Origin of the sequence: Amycolatopsis sp. NPDC051061, from assembly GCF_040682935.1 — a bacterium.
Classification (GTDB): Bacteria; Actinomycetota; Actinomycetes; order Mycobacteriales; family Pseudonocardiaceae; genus Amycolatopsis.
Map to the genome: position 1 here is coordinate 26,503 of NZ_JBFBBZ010000063.1, position 20,350 is coordinate 46,852.

General features: G+C 65.0%; 24 protein-coding genes and 1 pseudogene. 11 read left to right on the forward strand and 14 right to left on the reverse strand.

Features of this window, described 5'->3' with window-relative positions; translation table 11 throughout:
* Window positions 1-42: 42 nt before the first annotated feature.
* Window positions 43-480: a hypothetical protein gene (locus tag AB0N03_RS45905; protein ID WP_364386672.1), complete on the reverse strand. Its 438-nt coding sequence runs from the start codon at window positions 478-480 to the stop codon at window positions 43-45.
* A gap of 122 nt (window positions 481-602) precedes the next feature.
* Window positions 603-1,059: pseudogene (locus AB0N03_RS45910) on the reverse strand (IS701 family transposase); the annotation flags it as partial.
* A 709-nt stretch (window positions 1,060-1,768) separates the two neighbouring features.
* On the opposite strand from AB0N03_RS45910, the gene AB0N03_RS45915 reads away from it, so the two are divergent.
* Both AB0N03_RS45915 and AB0N03_RS45920 read left to right on the forward strand, forming a co-directional pair.
* Window positions 1,769-2,776: an aminotransferase class I/II-fold pyridoxal phosphate-dependent enzyme gene (locus AB0N03_RS45915; RefSeq protein ID WP_364386674.1), complete on the forward strand. Its 1,008-nt coding sequence runs from the start codon at window positions 1,769-1,771 to the stop codon at window positions 2,774-2,776.
* 8 nt (window positions 2,777-2,784) lie between these two features.
* Entirely contained in the window at window positions 2,785-3,966 is a 1,182-nt protein-coding gene (locus AB0N03_RS45920; RefSeq protein WP_364386676.1) for a cytochrome P450, read from the forward strand.
* Between the two features lie 503 nt (window positions 3,967-4,469).
* On the opposite strand, the gene AB0N03_RS45925 is transcribed toward AB0N03_RS45920, so the two are convergent.
* Both AB0N03_RS45925 and AB0N03_RS45930 read right to left on the reverse strand, forming a co-directional pair.
* On the reverse strand, window positions 4,470-4,748 hold the full coding sequence (locus AB0N03_RS45925) for a transposase (protein WP_364386678.1): 279 nt from the start codon (window positions 4,746-4,748) through the stop codon (window positions 4,470-4,472).
* 191 nt (window positions 4,749-4,939) lie between these two features.
* On the reverse strand, window positions 4,940-5,812 hold the full coding sequence (locus AB0N03_RS45930) for a helix-turn-helix transcriptional regulator (RefSeq protein WP_364386680.1): 873 nt from the start codon (window positions 5,810-5,812) through the stop codon (window positions 4,940-4,942).
* 130 nt (window positions 5,813-5,942) lie between these two features.
* On the opposite strand from AB0N03_RS45930, the gene AB0N03_RS45935 reads away from it, so the two are divergent.
* Window positions 5,943-6,878: an NADP-dependent oxidoreductase gene (locus AB0N03_RS45935; protein WP_364386682.1), complete on the forward strand. Its 936-nt coding sequence runs from the start codon at window positions 5,943-5,945 to the stop codon at window positions 6,876-6,878.
* Between the two features lie 249 nt (window positions 6,879-7,127).
* On the forward strand, window positions 7,128-8,075 hold the full coding sequence (locus AB0N03_RS45940; RefSeq protein WP_364386684.1) for an alpha/beta hydrolase: 948 nt from the start codon (window positions 7,128-7,130) through the stop codon (window positions 8,073-8,075).
* A gap of 244 nt (window positions 8,076-8,319) precedes the next feature.
* On the opposite strand, the gene AB0N03_RS45945 is transcribed toward AB0N03_RS45940, so the two are convergent.
* From AB0N03_RS45945 to AB0N03_RS45960, 4 genes are all read right to left on the reverse strand, one after another.
* The gene (locus AB0N03_RS45945) at window positions 8,320-8,547 is read right to left on the reverse strand and encodes a hypothetical protein (RefSeq protein ID WP_364386686.1); all 228 of its coding nucleotides are present in this window, start codon (window positions 8,545-8,547) and stop codon (window positions 8,320-8,322) included.
* A gap of 26 nt (window positions 8,548-8,573) precedes the next feature.
* The gene (locus AB0N03_RS45950; RefSeq protein ID WP_364386688.1) at window positions 8,574-8,861 is read right to left on the reverse strand and encodes a helix-turn-helix domain-containing protein; all 288 of its coding nucleotides are present in this window, start codon (window positions 8,859-8,861) and stop codon (window positions 8,574-8,576) included.
* A gap of 88 nt (window positions 8,862-8,949) precedes the next feature.
* Window positions 8,950-9,441, reverse strand: a complete 492-nt coding sequence (locus AB0N03_RS45955) for a M24 family metallopeptidase (RefSeq protein ID WP_364386690.1) — start codon at window positions 9,439-9,441, stop codon at window positions 8,950-8,952.
* A gap of 434 nt (window positions 9,442-9,875) precedes the next feature.
* Window positions 9,876-11,174, reverse strand: coding sequence for a nucleotide disphospho-sugar-binding domain-containing protein (locus tag AB0N03_RS45960; RefSeq protein WP_364386692.1), 1,299 nt, complete (start codon window positions 11,172-11,174; stop codon window positions 9,876-9,878).
* Window positions 11,175-11,330: 156 nt separating this feature from the next.
* On the opposite strand from AB0N03_RS45960, the gene AB0N03_RS45965 reads away from it, so the two are divergent.
* Entirely contained in the window at window positions 11,331-11,984 is a 654-nt protein-coding gene (locus AB0N03_RS45965) for a TetR/AcrR family transcriptional regulator C-terminal ligand-binding domain-containing protein (RefSeq protein WP_364386694.1), read from the forward strand.
* Between the two features lie 79 nt (window positions 11,985-12,063).
* Here the strand turns inward: AB0N03_RS45965 and AB0N03_RS45970 are convergent, their stop codons facing one another.
* Window positions 12,064-12,966 carry a LysR family transcriptional regulator gene (locus AB0N03_RS45970; protein ID WP_364386696.1) on the reverse strand — a complete coding sequence of 301 codons (903 nt, stop codon included), beginning with the start codon at window positions 12,964-12,966 and terminating at the stop codon, window positions 12,064-12,066.
* Window positions 12,967-13,047: 81 nt separating this feature from the next.
* Here AB0N03_RS45970 and AB0N03_RS45975 point away from each other — a divergent pair, with 81 nt between their 5' ends.
* Complete coding sequence (locus AB0N03_RS45975; protein WP_364386698.1) at window positions 13,048-13,650, forward strand: LysE family transporter; 603 nt, start codon at window positions 13,048-13,050, stop codon at window positions 13,648-13,650.
* A gap of 514 nt (window positions 13,651-14,164) precedes the next feature.
* Here AB0N03_RS45975 and AB0N03_RS45980 read toward each other — a convergent pair.
* Together AB0N03_RS45980 and AB0N03_RS45985 are read right to left on the reverse strand one after the other, a co-directional pair.
* The gene (locus tag AB0N03_RS45980; RefSeq protein ID WP_364386700.1) at window positions 14,165-15,046 is read right to left on the reverse strand and encodes an alpha/beta hydrolase; all 882 of its coding nucleotides are present in this window, start codon (window positions 15,044-15,046) and stop codon (window positions 14,165-14,167) included.
* Window positions 15,047-15,213: 167 nt separating this feature from the next.
* Window positions 15,214-15,786 (reverse strand): TetR/AcrR family transcriptional regulator, encoded by a 573-nt coding sequence (locus AB0N03_RS45985; RefSeq protein ID WP_364386702.1) that lies wholly within the window; start codon window positions 15,784-15,786, stop codon window positions 15,214-15,216.
* Window positions 15,787-16,045: 259 nt separating this feature from the next.
* On the opposite strand from AB0N03_RS45985, the gene AB0N03_RS45990 reads away from it, so the two are divergent.
* Complete coding sequence (locus AB0N03_RS45990) at window positions 16,046-16,996, forward strand: glycoside hydrolase family 16 protein (protein WP_364386704.1); 951 nt, start codon at window positions 16,046-16,048, stop codon at window positions 16,994-16,996.
* Between the two features lie 41 nt (window positions 16,997-17,037).
* Here AB0N03_RS45990 and AB0N03_RS45995 read toward each other — a convergent pair whose 3' ends face one another.
* Window positions 17,038-17,154 carry a winged helix-turn-helix transcriptional regulator gene (locus AB0N03_RS45995; protein WP_364386706.1) on the reverse strand — a complete coding sequence of 39 codons (117 nt, stop codon included), beginning with the start codon at window positions 17,152-17,154 and terminating at the stop codon, window positions 17,038-17,040.
* A 110-nt stretch (window positions 17,155-17,264) separates the two neighbouring features.
* On the opposite strand from AB0N03_RS45995, the gene AB0N03_RS46000 reads away from it, so the two are divergent.
* From AB0N03_RS46000 to AB0N03_RS46010, 3 genes are all read left to right on the forward strand, one after another.
* Window positions 17,265-17,501 (forward strand): hypothetical protein, encoded by a 237-nt coding sequence (locus tag AB0N03_RS46000; protein WP_364386708.1) that lies wholly within the window; start codon window positions 17,265-17,267, stop codon window positions 17,499-17,501.
* A complete protein-coding gene (locus tag AB0N03_RS46005; RefSeq protein ID WP_364386710.1) occupies window positions 17,498-17,731 on the forward strand; it encodes a hypothetical protein in 234 nt (77 codons plus the stop codon). The genes AB0N03_RS46000 and AB0N03_RS46005 overlap by 4 nt, the downstream gene beginning before the upstream one ends.
* Window positions 17,732-17,859: 128 nt before the next feature.
* A complete protein-coding gene (locus AB0N03_RS46010) occupies window positions 17,860-18,243 on the forward strand; it encodes a hypothetical protein (protein ID WP_364386711.1) in 384 nt (127 codons plus the stop codon).
* Window positions 18,244-18,633: 390 nt separating this feature from the next.
* Here the strand turns inward: AB0N03_RS46010 and AB0N03_RS46015 are convergent, their stop codons facing one another.
* Window positions 18,634-18,774 (reverse strand): hypothetical protein, encoded by a 141-nt coding sequence (locus AB0N03_RS46015; RefSeq protein WP_364386712.1) that lies wholly within the window; start codon window positions 18,772-18,774, stop codon window positions 18,634-18,636.
* A gap of 116 nt (window positions 18,775-18,890) precedes the next feature.
* Here AB0N03_RS46015 and AB0N03_RS46020 point away from each other — a divergent pair, with 116 nt between their 5' ends.
* Window positions 18,891-19,415, forward strand: coding sequence for a hypothetical protein (locus AB0N03_RS46020; protein WP_364386713.1), 525 nt, complete (start codon window positions 18,891-18,893; stop codon window positions 19,413-19,415).
* Between the two features lie 69 nt (window positions 19,416-19,484).
* Here AB0N03_RS46020 and AB0N03_RS46025 read toward each other — a convergent pair whose 3' ends face one another.
* The gene (locus tag AB0N03_RS46025) at window positions 19,485-19,979 is read right to left on the reverse strand and encodes a hypothetical protein (RefSeq protein WP_364386714.1); all 495 of its coding nucleotides are present in this window, start codon (window positions 19,977-19,979) and stop codon (window positions 19,485-19,487) included.
* Window positions 19,980-20,350: the final 371 nt, after the last annotated feature.

The window sequence follows — 20,350 nt, forward strand, 5'->3', positions numbered from 1 at the left end:
TGGTCCGGGCCGGAATTGAAGCGTGCTGAACTCCTCTCCCGGTCACCCGCGGTGGATCGCTCCCCGGAACCGGATGACACCCGTCGTATGCTTGCCGGTCACGTCGCCTGCTGCCGCGGGCTCCAGCCAGCCACTCCCGTGGAACGTGCCGCTGAAGCCGGCGAACCGTCCCGTTCCCTCGACGATGGTGTAGTCCACGTCCAGGCCGGTCTTGTCACCGGCGTCGGTCGCGGGCCGCATGACGGCTCGGTCGCGGGTGAACAGCCGGGAACCGTCGTTGCCGAAGAAATGGTGGAACATGCTGTAGCTGAGACGTCCGTCGCCGAGTTCGGTGGGTTCACTCGTCGGTTCGCCGTATGCGGCACCTTCCAAGGTTCCGGTGACCGCTCCAATGCCGGCGGTATCCGACAGGGTGAAAAGGGTCGCCGAACCCCGCACGTCGATGCGGTCGGCAGCCGCGGGGCTGGCTCGTCGGCTCATGACTGTTCCTTCCGATTGCCCGGTGCACTTCCAGAAGTCACAGTCGTCCGGCCTGGACTGATTCGCAACGTGCTTTGCCAGAACCGCAATGACCGTGGCCTGGACGACGCGTTCGGTCTTCGGCCCGCCTGCTTGGCCTGCTGGAACACTTCTCGATCCGCCAGCGGGTGCCGGCGACCCAGGCCAGGTCCAGCGGCGTCGCCCGGCGGGGTCCGTAGCAAACGTAGTAGACGATCCCGGCCGGATCCGAGAGTGAGCGGCGGGCGAGCAGCCAGTGCCCGCGCCCAAGCTGCCAGCCGATCCGGATCGGCACCCGCGCCCAGTCATACTCGCGTCGCCCGTGCGCCCCGGCCCCGACCGACAACCGCCGCCACGACCGGGCGGGCAAGTCTGCGATCAGCTCGTCGGCGCGGGCTTCGCGACCGCCGGTGGTGGCCAGGGTGTCGTTGACTCTGGTGGCAGCACGTGCGCGACCTCGTGGGTTTTCAGCCACAGCCGCAGGTACTTGACCTGTACACAGGCCTCATCGGCGGTGACCCAGGCGAATGGCACACCTGCCTCGAAGGCCCGGGCCAGCATCGCCATGGCTTGGGGACCGCGTAGCAGGGGGCGGTGGACCGGAGAGTCCGCGCCGGTCCACCGGATCGGGACGCCGAGGGACGACGTGTGACTTCGTTGCAGGCGGTAGTCGATGTCGCTTTGCGCCACAGCATCCGTTGGTTCAGATCCGTCTGCCGCTCGACGCTGGCGCGCGTACGGCGCAAGCAGCCACGGCGCCAGACGAAGCGTCGTCGAAGTACGGGATCACGAACGCCACCACATCCGGCCGGTCGATGCGACGAGACATGAGATTCCTTGGAAGCATTTGCCCAGACCAGGCTCCCTTCCGTTACTGAGCGGACACGGATAGTCTACCGAGCGACCAGATCATCGACCTCATCAGCCGCGGTCCGGCCCACCGAAGTTCCCTTGGGTGCACTAGTACGCTCGGTGATAACCGATCGGAAGTAACGACACTTCGCCTACCCAACTCGCCTGGATGACCCTAGGTTGGTCCATCTGTCAACTTCTGCTGGACAGAATCCCCCTTCTCTGTGACGCATGATCGTCGTACACTCATCCCGTCAGCCGACAACGATCGACACCCTGTTGAGCGCATCGATGGTTCATCGCAGTCAGGAACAGGTTTATGGCGACCATAGCTGATCAAGGACCAGCCGCCTCCGAGCGCAGACTACCCGACGTTTTCGCTGTCCCAAAGATCATCGTTCCTACGCGTTTTCGCGCAATGGAGTGGGAGGCGTCCGATCGCTGCAACTTGGCGGGTTGCGAAAACGATCGACCTTCTCCGCGGGCCCTCGAAGCGATTCAGCGGCCGACCTCGCCGATGCTCACCGACCACTGGGACCCGCAGGACTCCGTCCTGCGCAGTACCCTTGGCCGACAACACGGTGTCCCCGCAGATCAGGTGTTCCTGACTTCCGGCGCAATGGGGGCGATCCGCTATTCCTTTGAAGTCTTCGGCAATCAGTCCGACCGCATCGGCTTGCTGTCTCCCGACTGGCCAGGTTTCCGGTTCTTCGCCGAAAGAAGTCGGCGGCAGGTCACCTGGCTGGAGCATCATGACTTTCCCTTCCACTTCACGATCGACGAGGTGGCAAAGTTCGTCAACGACAATGGTGTCGACTTCACGGTGGTATCCAACCCCAGTGCAGTAACAGGGAAACTGTGGAGTCGAGAAGACATCGATGCACTCCTTCAGGAGTGTCCGCGCACTATGTTCGTGATCGACGAAGCCGATGCCATCTACCCGACCCTGTCGGTGTCTTCGTTGGTCAACCATCACGACAACGTCTTGGTCTTGGGTAGTTTCTCGAAGTTCTACGGCCTCTCCGGGCTGCGAATCGGCTACTTGATCTGCCCCGCGCAATACTCCTGGGCCTTCGAAAACACCATTGACGTGATCGAGTTGACCAGCCTGGCCATCGTGGCGGCACGCGAAGCCCTCTGCGACACCGAGTACCAGCAGCAAACGCAACGTGAAGTCGCCGGAAACCTCGAACGGCTCACCACCGCAGCTGCAACCAGCAACTACCAGCTAGTGCCGGGAAGTCAGTGTTTCGCGGCATACCTGTACGGCGGTGAACACGTGCCGGATCCGCTCATCGTCCTAGCCGACAAAGGTATCGACCTGGTTCCGGCGAAGTGGTTCGGGCTCCCGCGAGGGGGCCGGCTCAACCTGCGCAACCCGGGTTCGATCGACCGGCTCATCTCAGCGCTCGATGTAGCGAGCTGATCCGGCCCATGGTAGAAGGGGATGCCGAGACGACGCCGTTCTGGCCTTTTTCCCGTCTCAACGCTCTCGAAGTCGCGCCTGCGTTGGCGCGAGCACCCGGCGGCGACCCGGTTCGCCCGGTTCGGCTAGCTTCGGGCGGTCACGCGTGGTTGGTCACCGGGCACGACGCCGCTCAGTTCGTTCTGACCGATCCTCAATTTCGTATGGGGGTTCCGGGGCTCGGGACAGACTTCGCCACCTCGGGTGACTTGGTGCACCGCTTTCTGGATCCACCCGACCACAACTTTCTTCGCAAGCTGGTGAGCGCTCGATTCAGCCGTCAGCGAGTGCTGGAGCTGGAGCCGAGGATGACCGAGATCGCCAGCTCTCTTCTCGACGTAATCGCCGAGGGTGGTCCACCGGCGGACCTGGTGGAACGGTTCGCGCTGCCATTCTCGATCGCCATCCTCGGCGAAGTGCTGGGCGTGCCGCCCACCCGCTTTCCGGAGTTGAAGGCGTGGTCCGACGCACTCATCTCCATTCCTTTCGCCGATACGGCAGAACGGACGTCGGGTTGGCGACGGCTGCGCCCCTGGCTGACCGAATTGATCGCGGAGAAGCGACGAACCGGCGGAGTTGATGTGCTCTCCAGCCTGATCAGGGCGCGTGATGAGCACTCAGAATCACTGACTGAAGAAGAACTGCTCGCGTTCGTCGCCATCCTGATCCCACCCGGATACCTGCTCACTTCGACAGTGATCAGCTGGGGCGTGATTCTGCTGGCCGGAGAGGAAGGGCTGGGCCATGCCGAGGTCACCCAGGGTATGGTGGAGGAGATACTGCGGTTCCAGCTGGCCGGTGGTGACGTCGCCCGCGTGGCGACCGAAGAGGTGGCGTTGTGCGGCACGCGCGTCCGAGCCGGCGACAAGGTCATCGTGGCGTTGAGCGCCGTGAACCGGGACAGTCGCCTCTTCACCGACCCGGCCTCCTTCAAAGTCGACCGCAAGCAGAACGCGCATCTGGCGTTCGGTCACGGCATTCACTATTGCCTCGGCGCAGGGCTCGCGCGCGTAGAACTACAAGTCGCTCTCGACATGCTCTTCAAAAGATTCCCCGGAATCCGGCTCGCCGAGCCAATCGAAGAGCTTACCTTCGAGCGTTCGGATCTGTTCGGCGACGAACTCGTTACGCGTCTGCCTGTCGTGTGGTGACGCATTCGTTCAGGGGGCCGGCGTTCCCTCCTTCTCCATAGTCGACCGCGATCCTCTCGATGCTGCGTAGCGGCGTGTTCTCCGACTCCCTGACCCTGCGCGTGGGGATGTCGTGCGGAGCGGGCGGGTGCTCAGTTCCGGGCCCGCGGCCATCACCTGTGTGAAGCCGGCGTCAGGGGTGGGGAATCAGCCGTTCATCGGACACCGTCTAACCGCGAGCGAGCAGGAAGGCCGCCAGCAACGTCCGCGGCTTGCGCCCACCGAGCACAGCCAGGCGGCCGTCCGCGCGGCAGACGGACAGCGGCCCCAGGATCCGGAATTCCATTTCCACCCTCCCGATCCCGATCTTCGTCACTGGTCATCCGCGTCGGCTTCGGCGAGCGAATGGGTGAGAACACGGACGTTCCCAGTTCTGACGCGGCGGCCGGTTTAACCGGAAGCCATCGCCGGCGTGCAGAATTTCGACGTGCTGCCGTTCTCCGCCTCGATGAACGGATACACGATCACCGGATCTTCTTCGCGAAGAAAGCTGTCGCCCGTTTGAGGATCTCCACACCTTCGGCCAGGCGGCGGTTCTCTCGCCTCAGCCTGGCCAGCTCGACCCACGCCCGGACGGCGGTCTCGGTCAGGTCGAAGTCCTTCGCGACCTGACCGACCGAACGCTCACCGCACTGGCACAACTCGACGATCTCGGCCTTGAACTCCCGCATGAACAAACGACGAGGTCGAGGCTTCTTCTTGCCCATGGTCTGCATGATGAGGAACATCTTCCAGAGGCTCACGCGCCCCTGATCTCAGATGTCCTTCAAAGCGGGTCACGCCCACTCGGCTCGGAGGGGACAACACGCCTCTCACGCGGGCGCGTGCCCGCACAAGGTGGCTTCCCGCCGCGTCTGACCGAACCGCTACGACGTGGAAGAAGAGCAGTCGGAGACTCTGGTGAAGGTTGCTTGCGAGCCCTGGCTCTGCCGAGCTATGCGCCGGTTGATTTCGCTGCATCCGCCGCCCGCGCCGCGCGAGTCGTGGCGTCCAGGCTAGTGAGCAGGGCCAGGCCCTCGTCAGTGCTGCTGGCGCGGTCCCATGTGTAGGCCACGAGCGAACATCGGGCGGGGCCGGGCAGTTGCATCGACTGATACGTTAAGTGTAGCTCTCCGACATTGGGATGGTCCAGAATTGTCTGGCCGATGGCCTTTTGCCGGATGCTGTGCCTAGCCCACCGGATGCGGAACTCCGCGCTACGCAACGACAATTCACCGACGAGGCGAGCCAGTACTCGGTCGCCCGGGTTCATGCCGGCTTCAAGTCGCAGCATCCCGATCGCGTCGTCAGCCAGTGCGGACCAGTTGCGATAGCGAGTGGGTGCCTCGGGCCGCAGGAAGAGTTCGCGCGCCGCGTTGCGCTCGGCGGGCACACGGGACTCTACATCGAAGACCGCTGCGAAGGTCGTAGTCCAGGCCAAGAATTCGGTCCGGGGGCCGAGGACGACGGCGGGCACGTCGGCCATGAGCTCCAGCAGCCGGGTGAGGTCGGCTGAGACGGATGATCGTGCTGTGTCGCGCACACGCGCCGCCGCGGGGCCGCCGGCGAGACGTATGAGATGGTCACGCTCGATAGCGTCGAGACGTAGAGCGCGCGCAAGGCCATCAAGCGCCGCCGGGGACAGGTTGACCCGGCGTCCCTGCTCCAGCTGTACGTAGTAGTCGACGCTGAGGTCGGCGAGCACGGCGAGCTCCTCTCTGCGAAGCCCGGGCACCCGGCGCTGACCACCGGCGACGATACCGACGTCCTCAGGTTGGGTGAGAGCGCGACGGGCCTTGAGGAACTCGCCGAGTGGTGACGTCGCCATCCCGCCATTGTGGCAAAAGGACCGGGCTGTGGGTGGTGCTGGCAGTACCACGGACGAGCAGCACCTTCCCCCGCTCCACGATCTGGGGTTTGTTCAAGGCGTCAGAAGATTCCGAGAGAGCGGAGGCGCGATGCGTGCAGCAGGAGTGTTCGAGTTCGGTGGGCCGGAGAAGGCTGTTGTCCACGAGGTCGACGATCCGGTTCCGGGGCCCGGCGAGGTCCGAGTCCGTGTCGCCGCCGCCGCCGTCAATCCTTTCGACGCCCACGTCCGCTCGGGAGCATACGTCGCACTCGGGGCTGCGCCCCAACTGGACGTCGTAGGGCTTGGCGCAGACGCGGCGGGGGTTGTCGACGCCGTCGGGCCTGGTACCCACCGCTTCCGGCTCGGGGACGAGGTTGTCGCACTGGAGCAGCGTATCGATGTGCGCACCGCCGCACAGGCCGAGCTGTTGGTGTTGCCGGAGTGGGCGATTGCCCCGAAGCCGTCTGGCTGGTCGATGGTCCAAGCGGCGACCCTGCCGCTGAATGCCACGACTGCCGACCAAGCCTTGGATGCCCTCGACTTGAGCTGGGGGGACAGGGTTCTGATTACCGGGGCAGCCGGCGCGGTGGGATCCTATGCTGTTCAGCTGGCGGCCTGGCGAGGTCTGCGCGTCGTCGCCCTGGCCTCCGCGCACGACGAAGCCTACCTGTCCGACATCGGCGCAGAGACGGTCCTTGCACGGTCGGACCGGCGCCTGACCGAGGTGGTTTTGGTTGAGGTGCCAGGTGGGGTTGACGGCGTGCTGGACGCCGCCAACGTTGGCCTGGATGCGATCGAGTCGGTACGCCATGGCGGGGCTTATGTCTCTTTGCTGGATTCTGCGCCCCGCCCGCGACGTGATGTTCGTGCGGTCAACCTGGCCTATCACACCGACGGAGCTCGGCTCGCTCGTCTGTCCGCCCTCGCTACAGCGGGAGCGCTGACCACACGCGTCGCCGAGGTGCTGCCCTTGTCGCAGGTGGAGCAGGCCCACCGCACCTTGGGTACGTCCGGCACAAGGGGCCGCACCGTGCTGGAGCCGTGAGCGCTGTCGCCGAACCTTTCGAAGACCGCACCGTCCTCGTCATGGCCGGCCGCCGTGGCATCCGAGAGTGCGTCAGCGGCGCGACACTCCACTTCATCGGCTTTGGTCTCGTCCGAGTCGAGGACGTGACTGCCAGGTCGGTCCGGGGTCTCTGGTTCGACCACTGATGCCGACGACCGCGCTTCGCCCGGGAAGTTCATCGCCAGTCAGGTGCAGACCACCGATCAATATCAACCTGAAGGAACACCCATGACCTACGCGATAGACCCAGAACTCGGCGCAGTCTTGGCCGGCCTCGCCGCCGGTGAAGGGCCCGTGATCGACGACTGGCGATCGTTGCGGGTCGCTGGTGAGGGCGGTCAAGGCTGGTACGGGCAGCAGGTGCCGGCGTGGCCTGCGGGTTACCCCACTGTGGAAGCCCAGACCTGGCAGGTCGGTGCAGACGAAGGTGCTGTTCTTCGGGCGCGGTGGGTTACTCGCAAGGGACACAGCCCAGGTTCAGCAGTCGTTTTCGCCCACGGAGGGGGCATGGTGCTGGGCACCATCGACCTGTGGGACCCCCTCGTGGCCGGCTACGTCGCCGCGACTGGTGTCCCGTTCCTTTCGGTGGGGTACCGCCTTGCCCCCGAGGTTGGTGGCCAGACGCCAGCGCGCGACATGTACGCTGCGTTGCGTTACCTCCACAGTCACGCCGGCGAATACGGCGTCGACCCCGACCGTATCGCCATTATGGGCGAGAGCTCCGGTGGCGGCCTCGCTGCTGCGGTCAGCCTCCTCGCCCGCGAAGATCGCCTACCCGTGGCGGCGCAGTTGCTGGTCAGTCCCATGCTCGATGACCGCACGACGACGGCTCCGAGCTGTATCGAACCGTTCCTCACCTGGACGTCGGCAACCAATCGCATCGGGTGGACCGCCTTGCTTGGCGAGCGCGTCGGCACCGAGGATGTCAGCGCCGTCGAGGCACCCGCCCGCGCGGGCGACCTACAGGGACTGCCACCGGCCTACGTCGAGGTGGGGGAGCTCGACCTCTTCCGTGACGAGACCGTGCGGTACGCCCTTCGACTGATGGAGCACCAGGTACCAGTCGAGTTGCATGTGCATACCGGCGTCAACCACGGTTTCGAGCGCGCCGTCCCGACTGCGCAAGTCGCGCAGCGTGTGTTCGCCGATCGCCACCGATACCTCAGCGGCCTCTGAACAGCACCGAAGCCGGTGACGAGCTGGGTGATGCGCCCGGGTCTGGTGCAGGTCTCGTTATCTGTCACCGAGCCCGGGCAGACTCGAAGGGTTGATCGTAGCGTGACGCTTGGTGGCCGGCTTGGCCACGAGCACGGCGGGGCACCAGAGTCGGTGGCGGCCACCAGCTGGTCGAGCCAGGCCAGTCCCTCATCAGCGCCCGAGCGCAGCCATCGATCTTGCCATCCAGCGCCGGGCTGTGGACTCAGCCATTCCAGGACGGCTCGTGCCCCATCATGTAGCGGTGCGCTTGCCGAGGCCAGGTCGGCAGCGTCGGCAGGAGATCCAGAACCACATCGACGGACCAGCCGTCGCGCTCACCGCCCGCGACCGCGGTATCGAGCAGGTCGTCGTACCGACGGTACTTGGCGGCTCCGTGCAAAGTCGATCGAACAGGCAGACGCTGGCCCGGTTCGGTGGTGGAGTTCGGCATCAGGCTTCTCCGAACAACACCGCGGCTCAGCGCAAGGGGGGTGCGTGGGAGCCTACCCAGCTCCACAGCGCCTCGAGCGGCTCGCCGGCACTTCGACCCAGCGCCGTCAGTGAGTACTCCACATGCAAAGGCACCACGGGGTAGACGGTGCGATCGACCAACCCATACCGTTCGAGCCGCCGCAACGTCTGCACGAGCACCTTGGGGCTGATGTTGGTGAGTCGGCTTCGCAGTTCTCCGAATCGTAAGGTTTCGTCCTCGAGCGTCGAGATGACGAGAGCCGTCCACTTGGTACCCAAGAGGTCGGACAGCACGCGGCACGGACAATCAGCAGCACACGCGCCCGAGCCGGGTCCATGCAAAAGGCTCCCGGCCGTCAAACGGCGCAAGCATGCTGCCACCTCAGCTCACCCAGGCTTTCACTTCGTGCGCGCTAACGGGGAAATCAGCGGACAGGAGGTCGTAACCGTCCTTGGTGACCACCACGTCGTCCTCGATGCGCACCCCCAGTCCACGGAGTTCGAGCGGCACCGTGAGATCGTCTCCGTGGAAGTAGAGGCCGGGCTCCTCCGTCAAGGCCATCCCCTCCGCCAGCGGGCCGTCCCGGTAGCTCCCGGGCCGCGCGGCGGCGCAGTCGTGCACGTCCAGGCCGAGGAAGCGGTCCATCCCGCAGACGATGAACCGGCAATGCTGCGCTTCGCCGGCCGACACCGCGATCCGCCGACTGGGCAATGCGGCCGACAGCCTGCCGCGATGCGCCGCGGCGGCCTCGGCGGTCCCCGGCGGAAGCTCGAAGACGTCCGCAGGGAATGCCCAGCCCTCATGGATCCACTCGCGCAAGCCCTCCGCGGCGAGCAGCGCGTCGACGCCGAGCCGGATACCCCTGGAGGTCATCACCCTTCCCGTCCTGTTGACGTCGTCACACTTTTTACTTTCACACTGCGGAACTGCCGGGCCAATACCCATCGACCAAAGACCGGAGCCATGGAGATAGCTGACGACCCTGGTCCAGCGGCTCGCACGGCAGATCGACGCGCCGCCGTTCGACCGCGCCCGTTCGGACGTGACCCTGACGTCGATTGGACCGTGCACCAAACCCGTGTGCTCTTGCTCGAGTTCGACAGGTTCGGGTCATCTGCGATCTCATTGCCACCTCGGTTCGCGACCAGCCGCATGAGCTTCTGGAACTCCCCCTGACTCTTTCCCGGTGAACGGTGGGTGCAATCCACTCCGGACGTGACACTGTGATCACCTGCACCGCACCACGATCGACCACGGCCGGTCCATTCCGACACCGGGTTACGAGGCTTCGGCCGGGGCCGGACCGTTTAGTTTTCCGATTGGATTTGGCCAGGAAGATGGATGAGGTCGGCGATTTCCTTCCGGGCGTCGTGCGTTTGGTAGGTCGTAGAGATGTTGGTGACGTTGACCGCGATCTGGGTGTCGGCAAGGACGCGCTCGACGGCTTCGCGGATCTGGGCAGGGCTGGGGTTGGCGGTGTCGAGATTGACACCGAGGTGGTGGAACGCGACTCGGGCAGCGGTCATTGGCTTGTCCTCGGTTGCGCCGGCGACGACGACCGGGACTCCGGCGGCCAGGGCTTGTTGGGTGGCACCGAATCCGCCGTTGGTGACCAGCAATGCGCACTTCGGCAGCAATTCGCTGAACGGCACGAAGGGGGTGACCCGGGCGTTGTCGGGCACGGTTGCCCCGATCGCGTCGTCCTCACGGCCGGTGGCGGCGACGACGAGGAGGTCGCTGTCAGCCAAGGCGTGCAGGGTCGGTTCGATCAGTTCGGTGAGGTCCCGGTTGGCGACGGTGCCTTGGGTGACAGCAACGACTGGGCGGTCGCCATCCAGGTCGGCCCACCACTCGGGTGGTGTCCATTGTGCGGACGGCGCAGGGGCGAGAATGCCGGCGTAGAGAATATTGGAGGGCAAGTCGCTGCGAGGGAAGTCGAAAGCCTGCACGCTGAGCGAGACGAAGATGTCCGGGACGGTGACAATGCCGTCGACGAAAGGTGGCACGGCCTGATCGGCTCCGAGGGAGCGGAGAATTTTCTCGATATGCAGACGAGTCGGTTCGGTCGCCGCGGCGAGACCGGCGTTAGCGGCGACATTGCCGGCGTGCGGGTCTTGTCCAGGCTTGGCAGGTACCGGTCCGAACGCGGTGGTGTCGATGCTGGAAGCCGACAGAGGATTGGCTCCCACGGCGATCCATCGCGCCGGGCGCCGGCCAGGGGCGCCCAGCGCGACCGGCCAGGCACCGAGGAACACCGAGTTGGTGATCAGCACACGGGTGGGATCTTCGTCGAGTAGGCGTTGCAGGGTGGCGTGCTGGTCGGCGATGGGGTCCGCGAACAGCCGGCTCCACTGGAAGTTGAGCAGTTCCGGCCCTGGCGGAAGTGCGGCACCCTCACTTAGCAGGGCGGACAGCCCGTGCTCGTCGAGATCGTGCGCGCCGCCGACGGCCACGAATCGAGCACCGGTCACTGTTACCGCCGGCTCGAACATGGTGTTCGTGACCACCACCACCTCGTGTCCGCGGGCGAGCAGATCGCGGGCAAGTTCCAGGATGGGATTGAGCTCTCCGGGAACACCCGGGGCGGCGAGGATGACTGAAGACATGGTGATCCATTTCGTGCTTGATGAGAGGCATCGGGCGGTTGCGCGAGGTCGCACCTCAGCGAGGCTTTAATTCACCGTAACACGGTCTGGTTAATACGGTACAGTCGGCCTGGTAGAACCAACGTCGATGCCGACGGAGCCACCCCAGGAGCCGTGATGCCCCGCAACTATGACTCTCCGATCCGCGACGCCCGGCGTGCCGAGACCCGCCAGCGGGTCGTGCAAGTCGCGGGGCTGCTGTTCGCCAACCTCGGGTACACCGCGACGACTCTGCGAATGGTGGCCCGCGATGCGCGCGTATCGCTGGAGCGGGTCACCGCGGTCGGCGGCAAACCGGCACTGCTGCTGGCCGCATTCGAAGACGCCATCAACGACGGCGAACCCCTCGGCCTGATCCAGCGCAGCGATATCGCACCGGCCTGGGCCGGCGACAGTCTCGGCGAAATCCTCGCCGCGCTGGTCACCTACGTCGCTTCGAGCAACGAACGGGTCAACGCACTTACCGCGGCTTGGAGCGAGGCCCGTCGGACCGACCCCGAGCTGGCCGCGGCTTACCACCGGCGGATGAACGACATGCGAACGGCCGGCCGTGAGTTCGTGACCGAACTGGTGGCCCGTGGCCTGGTCGACCCACATGTCGACCCGACCGCAATCGCCGACGAGTTCTGGGCCGCCACACACCCGACCCAGTACGACCTGCTCGTCAACCTCGCCGGCTGGTCGCCCGAACGATTCCGCACCTGGCTGCTCGAACGCACCATCCGGCTGATCCCACCACCAGAGACACCCGACGGCGCCACCGCAACCTGACGTCGGTGTACATCTCGGGGTTGCCGCCGCGGACGTCTGTGCACAGACACCCGAACCACGACCACGCCTACTCCGACGGTCATCCGCACTCGACCGGATCTGTTTCGCGGTGCCCGGCACCCGGCGCCGAGTTGTCGGTCAACGCTTCGGTGATCCGGTGTGCCAGATCCGTGACTGCGGCGTGCGCCGGGTGCACGGAGAATCGAAGGTCGACTCCGATGAACGGCAACGCCGGCAGTTCCGCGCCGGGATGGATGACGCAGAGATCCGCGGGCACACAGGATTCCAATGCGACGGTCACCGCCAGATCCATCCGCACGGTCGCGAGCACCGCATCGAACGTCCCGTTCTCGAACATCGTCCGCCACGGTGCCGCATGCGCGCGCAGGGCGTCCAAGACGAGCGGCCGGAAGGCACAGGTGTCCGAGACGAGCGAGACCGGCAGCGGGGTCGTCAGGTGCGCGACGCCGGCGAGGGCGCCGATCCACACCAGCCGCTCGATGCGGAGGTGCCGGGCCGGCGAGTCGACGGGGACCTCGACGACGGCGAGATCGACCGTCCCCTCCTTGATCGCGGTCAGCAGCTCGGTCGACGAGGCGCAGCTGAGCAACAACTCGACGTCGGAGTGATCGACGGCGAACGAGCTGATGGCCGGGGGCAGCAGTGTCCCGACGAGATCGAACGGAACGCCGAGCCGGACCCGGCCGGTCATTCTGCTGGTGGTCATCTCTGCCCGGATTTCGTCGTGCAAGCTCAGCAGCGACTGCGCTCGGCCGAGCAGGCGATCGCCGTCCTGCGTGAGCCGCAGACCGCGGCGGTCCCGGACGAACAGTGTGCAGCCCAATTTGGACTCCAGCCTGTTCATCTGCTGGCTGACCGCACCCTGCGTGATTTCCAGCACGTTGCCCGCCCAAGTCATGCTTCCTCGCTGGGCGACGAGGACGAAGGTTCGCAGCAAGGCGATGTCGAGATCGGCGGTCACGGTAACCCATCATAGTTGTTAATGCACTTCAGAAGAAACATTGGGATTGCTCCGAAAGTGCTCGCCGCTCAGGCTGGCGTCATGAAAGTGGAGGGAATTCTCGGTCTCATCGGGTTCGCCCTGGTTGCGTCGATCACACCCGGCGGGGCCACGGCCTTCGCAACGGCTTCGGGCGCGCACTTCGGACTTCGGCGATCGGTGCCGGTATTCGGCGGCATTGCCGCGGCTATGGCGGTGATGGCCGCCGCGTCCGCGGCCGGTCTCGGTGGTCTTTTGCGCGCGGTCCCGCTCCTCCAGTTGGCACTGAAGGTCCTGGGCACCGTCTACTTGCTTTGGCTGGCGGTTCGCACGGCCCGTAGTGGTTCGCCCCGCACATCGGAGCGCGGTGGACAGCCGATCGGCTTCTGGGGCGGTGTGGTGCTGCTGCTCTACAACCCGAAAGCCTGGGCCATGACGGCCGCGGCCGCAGCGTCGTTCGCGTCGCTCGTGGCCGGCCCGGGCTCCCTCGCGGCTTTGTTCGGGACAGTCTTCGCCATCGCCGCCTCGGTGTCGCTCTTGGTGTGGTGCCTGCTCGGCGTAGTGCTCGGTCGTCTGCTCACGACCCCTCTGCAGTGGCGGGTCCTCAATGTGATCCTGGCGCTGTTGCTGGTGGCATCCGTGGTGCCTATTTGGCTTGAAGGATGAGCGGGACGCCCCTGCCGGGCAGGCAGGGCGTCACGATGGCAGCGAGAATCGACGCGAAGGAAAGCAGCGAGCCGCGAAGAAGGTTTCACCGGAAGAAGTGGCCCGCACCCACGGCCTGGTCCTACACGGCTGGAAGTGGAAGCCGTCGTTCCACTGTGGAACGCGGGGTTCTCCTCCAGAGCGGCTAGTGTCGCCCGGTGCCGCACCACCGCCGATGTCCAGGCCACCGCCCGAAACGTGCTCGGGAGCATGGCGTCATCCTCGCGACCCCCAGCACCGCTCAGCGCGCTCGGTGCGGCTCCGACCGCGCCGAACACACTGGTGCTGAACATGGGAATTGCCGAACCGGACGGGATAGGGCAGTTCGGCGTACATCGCCAGTGATCGATGCGTTCCCACGCCGCGCCGGAATGACTTCCCACGCCGGCCTCCGGCCCGACCGCTGATGCGGGACAGTTCGTCGGACGGCGGCGCGGTTCGTCGATCTCGCTCGGCGAACCGCGCCCGTCCTGGCTCAGCGCACCGATCGAGCCGCGTCGACGATCACGTCCGTCACCGGACCCGGGTGGGATACCGGGACGGCGTGGGACGAACGAACGGAGGTGACCTTCGAGTGGGCACGATCGGCCATGTAACGTTCAAGCGCCGGCGGCAGGGACTGGTCCTGGTCGGCGACGATGGCCCAGGACGGGATCGTGTGCCACGCGGCGGCGCCCTGGAAGGATTCACTCAGCGCCGAAGCCTCGACCGGCCGCTCCGTCACCGCCATCTCGTTTGCGGTGCGGGAGTCGACGTCGCCCGCGTAGACGTCGCGGAAGTTTTCCGGCTTGAGGTAGACGTCGTTACCGCCCGGATACGGGAGTGCCACGGTGGTGGCGGGCCCCAGTTTGCTGCCGGGGAACTTCGCGTTGAGACCACCGGCCGTCTCCCCCGCGTCCGGCTGGAAGGCAGCGACGTAGACCAACGACCGGACGCTGGAGTTGTTACGTGCCGCGGAAGAGATCACCGCTCCCGCGTACGAGTGTCCGACCAGGACGATCGGCCCCTGAACGGTCTTCAGGAACGCGGCGAGGTAGGCCGAGTCGGAGGCGAGCCCCCGCAGCGGAATCGCCGGCGCGACCACCGGGTAACCGCTGCTTCGCAGTCGGTCGATGACACCTCTCCACACCGAGGCGTCGGTAAAGGCCCCGTGCACCAGCACGATCGTCGGCTTCGGTTCACGGTGGCCGGAATAGCCGCCGAACGCGGAAGCACTCGATTTCAGCTCGGCGTTGCCGGAGACCGGGTCCGCGGTGGCGCCGGGAGCCAGCCACCCCACCAGGCTCGCCAGCGCGATGGTCGCCACCGCGGGCGTCAACACCTTGCGAAGCCGTCGAGCAGGGCTTTTCGCAGTCATTCGAAATTCTCCTTCGGGCAGACGGAACGTTCGTTCCGATGTCAGTTAACAGCAGAACGTCGAATAGGTCAATTCACAGAAAATCGTCGCGAATGGTTACCCGAAGGAAAGTTGATACCCGTATCGACACCAGTAACTCAATTGCTACCAGTGCTCCATAGGAACCATTATGGGCACTGGGTTGTTTGCCGGATGATCGCCCGGCTCGCACGCAGAAATGTCCGTCGAACGGATTCCGGGTCGTCGAGCTGGGCGCCGGACAGGGCGCCATCGTGCAAAATGACCAGCGAACGACCGACGTGAGCCGGATCCGGGTGCCCCGCCCGGTCGGCGACCGCCGTGGCCGTCTCCTGGAACCACGCGCGGTGCTCGGCGATGGCTTTGCGCACTTCGTCGGATGCGTCGGGGTACTCCGCCGCGGCGTTGATGAAGTGGCAACCGCGGAAGCCGTCGGCGCAGATCGTCGAACCGATCAGTTCCAGCAGGTCGTCCAGGCCCTGCGCGGCATTGTCGCGCGAAGCCACGTCCGCGACGGAGGCGCGCAGAGTGGCGTCGATGGCCCGCAGGTAGGCGACCACCAAGTCCTCCTTGGCGGGGAAGTGCCGGTAGAACGTGGACCTGGTGACGCCGGCCTCGGTGACGAGCCGGTCCACGGGAACCGTGTGGATGCCCTCGCTGTAGAACAACCGGGCGGCCGTGTCCAGCAAGCGCTGACGGGGATCATCCTTGGCCTTGGGCATCGGCTCAGTATAGGGACGTAACGTTCTGTCGCGCCCGATCGTTGAAGTACCGCGCTTTTGCGTCTTCGCCGCGTGGGCTCAGCCGGCCGAACCGCTCCCCAGCCGAGCCGGCGCAGCGACGGCATGAGGTCGTGAGCCCGGTGGCCCGCAACCCGACAGATCGGGAACCAACCACCGTTGCGGGTAACCACCTCCGGCCCTCTACGATCCACTTCCCCCGACGATGGTGTTCCACACCCTGCCGACCGAGGAGATTGTCATGTTCCGCCATGCTGGAAAGGCGAACGCACTGCTGCTCGCTGCCGCATCGGTGACCGCAAGTGCTCTGGTGTTCACCGCTCGCGCAGACGCGAGCCCCGTGACCACCGCCGAAAGCTGCGGAGTCTTGTTCGACGACTTCCACTACGCCTCACCGACCGACTCCGCGTTCAGCGGGGCCGGCTGGACCACCCGCAACGACGTCGGCAGCCCTGGCGTGGCCGGCGCGCGCTGGCTCACCAGCAACGTCAGCTTCCCGACGGTCAACGGCGAACGCGTCGCCCAGCTCGCCGCGAGCACCGACGGCACCTCCGCCGGCACCACGCACTCCGAGATGTACCAAAACCAGCTGCGGTTCTTCGACGGCACGTACGCGAGCCGGGTCCGCTTCACCGACACGCCGGACAGCGGCACCGACGGCGACCACGTCAACGAAACGTACTTCACGATCTCGCCCCTGCGGTACGACCGCGACCCGCTCTACAGCGAGCTGGACTTCTCGGAGTACCTGCCCAACGGCGGCTGGGGCGGCTCCACAGCCGACTACCAGACCAGCTGGTACACCTACTGGAACAACCCGACCTGGGACGGGCTGCGCACGTCCACCGCGCAGAACCGCAGCTTCGCCGGCTGGCACGACATCGTCACGCAGGTGTCGGGCGGGCACGTGAAGTACTACCTCGACGGTGTGCTCACCGCGGACCACACGACCGACGCCCAGGGCAACCCGGTGTACCCGCGGACGCCGATGTCGATCAACTACAACATGTGGTTCATCGACACGGCCGGGCACACGAGCGGCAACAGCGTCTACACCGAACAGGTCGACTGGACGTACTACGCGGGCAACCAGGTGGTGTCGCCTTCGGACGCCGTCGCCCGCGCGGGTTCGTACCGGACGGGCGGGACGTCCCATGTGGACACCGTGACCGGGTGCGCCCCGTCGGAGTAGCTCGGTCACTGTCACGCACACCAGCGAGGGTTTGGGCGTCATCACGCGACGAGGCACCTTGAGCTCACGCCCCGCATCCTGCGCTGGAGCCCGCCGAACCGGAGGGGACCGTCCTCCAGCACCCCGATCGCCAGCGCCGACCACTTGTTCGTGAACAAGCTGGCCAGAGTGCGACGACGGGAACTCTCTTCCGCGCAGACGGCCTAGCAAGTACTGCTCATCGATTTTCCCGACCTCGTAGACAACGTTGACAGGTAACACGTCTGCGATGGCTGGCTACGTCCTGAAGTCCGACGCAGAGCAAGCACTCGTAGCCCGTGTCACCGACGTCCTCGTCGAGCACGAACTCCGACGGATCGTCGACCTGATCGACGATTCGCAGCACGTCCCCGGGATGACCGAACGCGCTCGCTCGCCAGCTTGGACCTTCCTTCATCGCACGGACACCTGGGTGGCCGGCATTCCCGCCGGCCCGGCAGCCCGTGGGCCGATCTACAAATCATGATCAGCATCCCGGAAGGGCAAATCGATGATTGCTTTGTTCCGGCCGTCAAATGCGAAATCCTTCTGACCGTTACCTCGGCAGAGAACGGGCAGTGGAAGCACGCCGAACTTCGACTATGGGTGTTCGTCGATGAGATCCGTAACGGACGCTGGGGTACAGGCGGTCACCCTGTCGAACTAGAGGAAATTGTCGACCTCGTTGCACCTGGGCACGGTAAACAGGCCGGTTAGCGGCGGTGAGCAGTTCGAGAGACAACCAACATCAAGGAAACGTCCGTGACATCACAGACTTCAGGACCGACGCAAGTCCCGTTTCAGTGAAGGAGACTGTCATCCATAAGCATCCTTTCCGTATCGCGATGGAGACTCAGGACAACGAGGTGCTTCCCGAGCTCCTCACGCCGGATGTCACGTTCCACTCCCCTGTGGTCTACAAACCATTTGCTGGCCGCAAGGTCGTGGCAACTCTCATCCCGCTCCTGCGCTCTTGCTTCCAAAATGTCAACTATTCGATCGAATTCGGGGATGCGGCCACGCGGACGTTGGTCGCCGAGGTCACCATCGGTGAACTTCAAGCGCAGAACCTTCAGCTTCTCCAGTTCGATGCAGATGGACTGATCGCTGACATCACCGTCTTCCTTCGTCCGCTGCGCGCCGGGCTCGCCCTTTCCAGATTGCTCGAACCGCACCTCAAGAAATCCAAAAACGGAAGTTGGAGCGTGAAGGCTCACCCAACGACCTGACAGACCTCGTTGGATTCAGGTGCTCGTCGCAAAGGACTGTTCCAAGATCGGTGTTTCCCGCCCGACACGCCGGGCCGAAGGGATGGGCACTGTGAGCGATGACATCGGACCTCGTGAATTTACGGAAGCGTGAGTCGAAACCGGCGCGGGAGCTGTCGCCGGAGCAGGCCGCCGCGGCGGCGATGGTGGCCGAGGCCAAGGCACGCGGGTTGGCGCTGAACGGACCGGGCAGCGGACCGACAAGTTTCGCGCCCGCGGATTAGAGACTGGCCGCGACACCGTGATTTGGTTCTGGCCCCTTTCCGTGATCGACCCCGCCTCGCGCTCGGCGTCGACTATGTGATCATCAGCGCCATGCGTTGATCATGAAGCGGTCGGTGTTCTGCTGTCTCATCCGGCCGGGGTGGTGATGAGATCGGGGTTGATGAAGAAGCCGGTGCCCTTGACCGTCGTCGACGAAATAGTCAGCGGCACTGCCGCCGCACGTACGGCAGCTGCGATTGCCTCGCGTTTTCCGGGCATACCGCCCATCGGTCCCTCATCGGGGCTAGAGCGTCTGCGCCGGGCTCATCCCGAGCGACGCCCTCGACATGGTCAGCGGTCAGAGTTTTCACCAGTATCGCTACGGAGCGTGTTACTTTCGTAACATGGGTGAGTCGTTTGCGGGTCGAGGTCAGGCGCGGTGGTTGGGGCCTCAAGCAGGGGAGACAGCCTCGGCAGTTCGCGCGATCAACGAGGTGGTTGCCTACTCCGAGCAGGCGTCGGTCAGCGTAATTGAGCTGCGCAAGTTCTCCGATGGCTGCATAGTCCAGGTGGAGGCGACTGCGACGAGTTCTGCGGGTCCGGCAGGTGAGGCGCTGCGGGCGGGCATGGCTACGTCGGGAGTTGTGGGGGATCCGCCGCCCGCTGTGCTTCGGTTTAGCGTCGAGCTTGACGGCGGTGCCACGGCGAGCACTCTGGACCACGTGATCGCACCGGCAGCAGAACCCGAGCCGCCGTACTTTTCTGCGCTGGGCGGCCCGGGTTTCGACATCGAGGGAAGTCGGTTGAGTACTCGGCAGGAGTTGTGGCTCTGGCCGGCCCACGATGAGTTCGGGCTGGTGGTGGAGTGGCCGCTCTTCGAGATTTCCTCGACGCGAATCTCACTGAGTTTCGATCAAGGTATTCGCTAGGTATTGATTTTTGTGGCGTCGGAACGGCTGGGGGCACGGGGGTCGCACCTCCGCCCCCCAGCCGTCTGACTAGCGGTCAGTGTTGGTTTCCCAGTAGTTCCAGTAGTCGACGTCATCTTCGACTGCGACGTTGCCGCCGTTCTCGATTGCCAGATGGCATCCGTCGGGTCCGCACCAGCCTGAGGTGTTGCTGGCCCACACGGCGTGGCCGTTGTTTTGGTAGACCACGAGATTGCCATCGTGCTGGAAGTCGACGTAGTCGCCGCCGGCGCTCTGCGACGCGGTCCACACGTGGTTTCCGTCCACCCAGACCTCGAGAAGCCCTCTGAGTAGCGTGAGTCTGGTTGTGCCATCAGGCGAGTAGACGGATCCGTTGTTGTACATCCGCCAGCCGCCACCGATGTTGTTGGACCCGAAGACGCTGTCCGGCGACTGCGCGATACCGGGTGTCGGAGCGACGGTCGTGCTGGCGAATGCCGCTGGTGCGGCAATTGTTGAACCGGTGACGGCCGCGACCAGCATTGCGAATGCCGCAATGCGGGTGCGCCACAAGTTTTTAGACATGCAGATACTCCCGTCAGTGGTACATTTATTGCACTCGACGACGCCGTTTGCGACTAGAGTGCATCAAACCCACAGGGAATAGCGGTACACCGAATTGTGCGCCGCGGACTGTTCCTCCCCGAAACTCCCCTCCCCAAGGGCTCGCCATTCGAAGGCGGACACCCAGACTTCACGATTGCCGGGCAGTTGGTCAATAGGCCACAAGGTGGACGCCAAGGTGGCTTTCAACTGACGCCTCAAGTCACGTGTTCGAACATGTGTTCTAGCTGCTCAGTTGGTAACTGTTCAGGCCATTTCCGGGACTTGAGCGTGACTGTGGGATGATCTTGTTGTGGGAGAAGGTGTCCGTCCTTCGTATGATGAGCTGGCCG